The sequence below is a fragment of the Streptomyces spongiae genome (genome assembly GCF_009377185.1).
GTDB lineage: Bacteria > Actinomycetota > Actinomycetes > Streptomycetales > Streptomycetaceae > Streptomyces > Streptomyces spongiae.
The window spans coordinates 1-5,378 of record NZ_VJZC01000648.1 but is presented as its reverse complement, the minus strand read 5'-3'; the positions used below and the strand labels follow the sequence as shown (position 1 = coordinate 5,378).

Here is a 5,378-nt window from a genome sequence, read left to right as displayed (position 1 = left end):
GATGTGGAGGGTCTGTTCGACCCGGAGCCGGGCGTGGTGGGCCGGTCGTATGTCCGCGAGGGCGGGTTCCTGCATGAGGCGGGGGAGTTCGATCCCGGCTTCTTCGGGATATCGCCGCGTGAGGCGATGGCGATGGACCCGCAGCAGCGGCTGCTCCTTGAGACCTCCTGGGAGGCTTTGGAGCGGGCCGGGGTTCCGGCGACCTCGCTGCTCGGTTCCCGCACCGGCGTCTTCGTCGGCGCCATGTCCCAGGAGTACGGCCCCCTGCTGCACGAGTCCGGCCAGGGCCACGAGGGCTACCTGCTCACCGGCACCACGGCGAGCGTCATGTCCGGCCGGATCTCGTACGCGCTGGGACTGGAGGGCCCGGCCGTGACCATCGACACGGCCTGCTCCTCCTCCCTGGTCGCACTTCATCTGGCCGCGCAGTCCCTGCGGTCGGGGGAGTGCGACCTCGCCCTGGCCGGCGGTGCCGCCGTGATGGCGAGTCCCGGCATGTTCGTGGAGTTCTCACACCAGCGCGGGATGGCCGCCGATGGCCGCAGCAAAGCGTTCTCGGACTCCGCCGACGGCACCAGTTGGGCCGAGGGCGTGGGTGTGCTGCTGGTGGAGCGGTTGTCCGACGCCGTACGCCGGGGGCACCAGGTGCTGGCGGTGGTGCGTGGTTCGGCGGTGAACCAGGACGGCGCGTCGAACGGTCTGACGGCGCCCAGCGGTCCCTCCCAGCAGCGGGTGATCCGTGCGGCGCTGGCCAGTGCCGGGCTCGGCACCTCGGATGTGGACGTGGTCGAGGCCCACGGGACGGGGACACGGCTGGGTGACCCGATCGAAGCCCAGGCCCTGCTGGCGACGTACGGCCAGGACCGGGACGCCGAACGGCCGTTGTGGCTGGGTTCGTTGAAGTCCAACATCGGCCACACCCAGGCAGCCGCGGGGGTCGCCGGCGTCATCAAGATGGTCATGGCCCTGCGCGCGGAGCGTCTGCCGCGCACCCTGCACGCCGACGAGCCCTCCGCGTACATCGACTGGTCGCCCGGCACGCTGCGGCTGCTCCAGCAGGAACGCCCCTGGCCGCGCGGGGAACGCCCCCGCCGGGCCGGCATCTCCTCCTTCGGCATCAGCGGCACCAACGCCCACCTCGTCCTCGAAGAGGCACCCGCAGCCGAGGAGCCGACCGAGGAACCGGTCACGCGCCTGCCCGTCGTGCCGTGGGCGGTCTCGGCACGCGATGAGCAGGCGCTGCGCGACCAGCTGGACCGACTGACCGCACTCGACGCGGATCCGCTCGACATCGGCTTGTCCCTGGCCACCACCCGGGCCGCCCTCGAACACCGCGCCGTCGCCCTGCACCCCGGCCCTCTCGTCACCGGGGCGGTGTCGGAGGGCCGTACGGCGTGGATGTTCACGGGACAGGGCAGCCAGCGGCCCGGTATGGGACGGGAGTTGTACGCGGCGTTCCCGGTTTTCGCGGCGGCGCTGGACGGGGTGTGCGAGCTGCTCGACGCCGAACTCGGCTTCGCGCGGCCCGTGAAGGAGGTGCTGTTCGCCGAGGAACCGGAGGACGGAACCGGCTACGCGCAGTCGGCGCTGTTCGCCCTGCAAGTCGCGCTGGTGGAGTTGCTGCGGTCCTGGGGCATACGGCCGGGGCTGCTGCTGGGGCACTCGGTGGGCGAGATCGCCGCCGCATATGCGGCCGAGGTGTTCGAACTCGCCGATGCCGTACGACTGGTGGCGGCGCGGGCGCGGTTGATGCAGGCGTTGCCCGAGGGCGGTGCGATGGCGGCGCTGGAGGCTTCCGAGGCCGAGGTCGCCCCGTGGCTGGTCGACGGTGCGGTCATCGCAGCTGTCAATGGGCCGTCGGCCGTGGTGGTTTCCGGTACGGAGACCGCCGTCGACGCCGTTGCGGAGCTGGCTCGGGACGCGGGGCGGCGTGCGACGCGGCTGCGGGTGTCGCACGCGTTCCACTCGCCGCTGATGGACCCGGTGGTGACCGCGTTCACGGAGGTTGCCGAGCAGGTGACCTACGGTCGGCCGACCGTGACGGCCGTCAGCACCTCGTCGGGCGCCTCGCTGGCGGACGGGGACTGGACCACGCCCACCTACTGGGCCGAGCAGATCGTCAAGCCCGTGCGCTTCCATGAGGCGTTGACCGCAGCCCGTGACCTGGGCGCCGGGCGCTTCCTGGAGATCGGCCCCGACCCGGTGCTGACGGCGCTCGCCGGTGACGTCCCGGCCGCCGCGACCCTCCGCAAGGAGCGCCCCGAGGCGGAGACGCTGCTGGGTGCCGTCGCCGAACTCTTCGTCCGAGGCGCCGACATCGACTGGGCGGCTTTCTTCGAGGGCACCGGCGCCCGCCGCGTCGACCTGCCTACCTATCCCTTCCAGCGCCAACGCTACTGGCTGCCCGACCTCGCCCGTCCCGGACGCCGGGCGCAGAGCGACGGCGCCGCCGACGGAGGGTTCTGGGACCTCGTCGACCAGGGCGACGCCGACTCGCTGGCCGGAGAGCTGGGCGTGGACAGCGCCGCCCCGCTCGACGCCGTGCTGCCGATGCTCGCCGACTGGCGTCGCAAGCGCCGTGAGGAGTCGCTGCTGGCCGGTCTGCGCTACCGGATCGCCTGGCGGCCGGTCCGTACGCCCACGTCGAAAACCCTGGACGGGGCATGGCTGCTCGCGGTCGACGAGGACGCTCCGACCGAGCTGGCCGACGCGGCCGAGAGCGCTCTGCGGGCCGCCGGCGCCGACGTGACAGTCGTGACCGGACCGGCCGCCGAGCCGGACGTGTCATTCGCGGGCGTGCTGTCCCTGCTCACCGAACCCGCGCAGGTGCTCGCGCTGACGCGGGCTCACCCGGAGACGCGGCTGTGGTGCGTGACCTTCGGCGCCATGGCCGTATCCCGGGGTGAGGGCCCCACACACCCTGAGAACGCCGCCGTATGGGGACTCGGCCGGGTCGTGGCGCTGGAACAGCCCGACCGGTGGGGGGGACTGATCGACCTGCCGGACGATCCGCGCCCCCGGCTCTGGCAGAGGGTCGTGGCCGTGCTCGCCGCCGGGGGAGCGGGGGAGGACCAGCTCGCCGTACGTGCCACGGGCATCCACGCGGCCCGGCTGGTGCACGACCGCTCGGCGCGTCCTACGCGGGCCTGGCGTCCGCGCGGCACCGTCCTGCTCACAGGGGCGACCGGCTCCCTGGGCGGGCACCTCTCCCGGTGGCTCGCGACCGGCGGCGCGGCACACCTCGTCCTCATGTCGCGGCGCGGCGCCGACGCCCCGGGTGCTGCCGAACTCGCGGCGGAACTGGGCGAGTCGGGCACCGTCGTCACCTTCGTCGCGGGCGACGTGGCCGACCGCGAGACCGTCGCGTCCGTCCTGGACGCCCACGAGCCGACCGCCGTCGTACACGCCGCGGGCATCCTCGACGACGGGCTCGCCGCCGAGCTCACCCCCGAGCGTGTCGCCCGCGTCCTGGCGGTGAAGGCCGAGGCCGCGCAGCACCTGCACGACCTGACGCGCGACCGGGAGCTGGACGCCTTCGTCCTGTTCTCGTCCGTCACCGCAGTACTGGGCAACGCCGGCCAGGCCGCCTACGCCGCCGCCAACGCCCGCCTCGACGCGCTCGCCGAGCATCGCCGCGCCGCCGGACTGCCCGCGACCTCCCTCGCCTGGGGGCCGTGGGGTGGTGGCGGCATGGCGGCCGACGAGACCGTGGCCGGGCACTTCCGCCGCCAGGGCATACGTCCCCTGGAGCCGTCCCGCGCCCTCGACGTGCTGCAGCGCGCCCTCGACGAGGACGTCATCTGCACGACCGTCGCCGACGTCGACTGGCAGCGGTTCGCCGCCGCCGCGTACACCCCGCGCCCTCTGCTCGCAGAGCTGCCGGAAGCCGCGCCGCCCGAAGCCACGCCGGTGGCGCCCGCCGGGGGCACGCTCGGCGCCCAACTGCGCGACCGTACGGCTGCGGAGCAGGACCGGCTGTTGCTCGACCTCGTCCTCGACCAGGTCGCCGCCACCCTGGGGCACACCGACCGGGCGGCCGTGGACGCCGCCCGTGCCTTCAAGGACCTCGGCTTCGACTCGATGACCGGAGTCGCCCTGCGCCACCGGCTCGCGGCGGCCACCGGACTGTCCCTGCCCGCCACACTGGTCTTCGACCACCCCACCCCGGCCGCGCTCGCCGCGTTCCTGCGCTCCCAGGTCCTCGGCGTCACCACGGACGAGATCGAGAGCGGCGGCCCGGCCCTCGCACCCGTCGGTGCCGACGACGACCCGGTGGTCATCGTCGGGATGGGCTGCCGCTTCCCCGGCGGAGTGTCCAGCCCCGACCAGCTGTGGGACCTGCTCGCCTCCGGTGCGGACGCCCTGACGCCGTTTCCCGAGGACCGCGGCTGGGACGTCGAGCGCCTCCACCACCCGGACCCGGGCCACTCCGGTACGACCTACGTGCGCGTCGGCGGATTCGTGCACGACGCCGCGGACTTCGATGCCGAGTTGTTCGGCATCAGCCCGCGCGAGGCACTCGCCATGGACCCGCAGCAGCGGCTGCTGCTGGAGACTTCCTGGGAGGCCCTGGAGCGTTCCGGGATCGACCCGCTGTCGCTGCGGGGGTCGGCCACCGGTGTGTTCGCGGGCACCAACGGCCAGGACTACCGCGAGACCGCCCACGTCACAGGCGAGGACGTCGAGGGTTACGTCACCACCGGCTCGGCCGCGAGTGTTCTGTCCGGCCGGGTCAGCTACGCCCTCGGACTGGAGGGGCCCGCCTTCACCGTCGACACCGCCTGCTCCTCCGCACTGGTCGCCCTCCACCTGGCCGCGCAGGCCATCCGCCAGGGCGAGTGCCGTACCGCCCTCGCCGGTGGTGTGACCGTGATGGCCACGCCGGGCACCTTCGTCGAGTTCTCCCGGCAGCGCGCCCTGTCCACCGACGGCCGCTGCAGGGCGTTCGCCGAGGGCGCCGACGGCACCGGCTGGTCCGAGGGCGCCGCCGTCCTCGTACTGGAACGGCTCTCCGAGGCCCGTCGGGCCGGGCACCCCGTGCTCGCCGTACTGCGTGGCTCCGCCGTCAACCAGGACGGCGCCTCCAACGGTCTGACCGCGCCCAACGGCCCTTCCCAGCAACGGGTGATCCGCCAAGCCCTTACGGCCGCCGGTCTGCGGCCCGGCGACGTGGACGCCGTCGAGGCGCACGGGACCGGCACGCGCCTCGGCGACCCCATCGAGGCGCAGGCCCTGCTCGCCACCTACGGCCAGGACCGCGCGGAACCGCTGTGGCTCGGCTCGGTCAAGTCCAACCTCGGCCACACCCAGGCGGCGGCGGGCGCGGCCGGCGTCATGAAGACGGTGCTGGCCCTGCGCGCCGAACAGCTCCCGCCCAC

1 protein-coding gene is annotated in these 5,378 nt (G+C 73.8%); it reads left to right on the top strand.

The window, feature by feature from the left end:
* Nucleotides 1–5,378 (top strand): type I polyketide synthase (locus tag FNH08_RS43705; protein ID WP_152777065.1); only part of this gene is annotated, 5,378 nt, incomplete at both ends.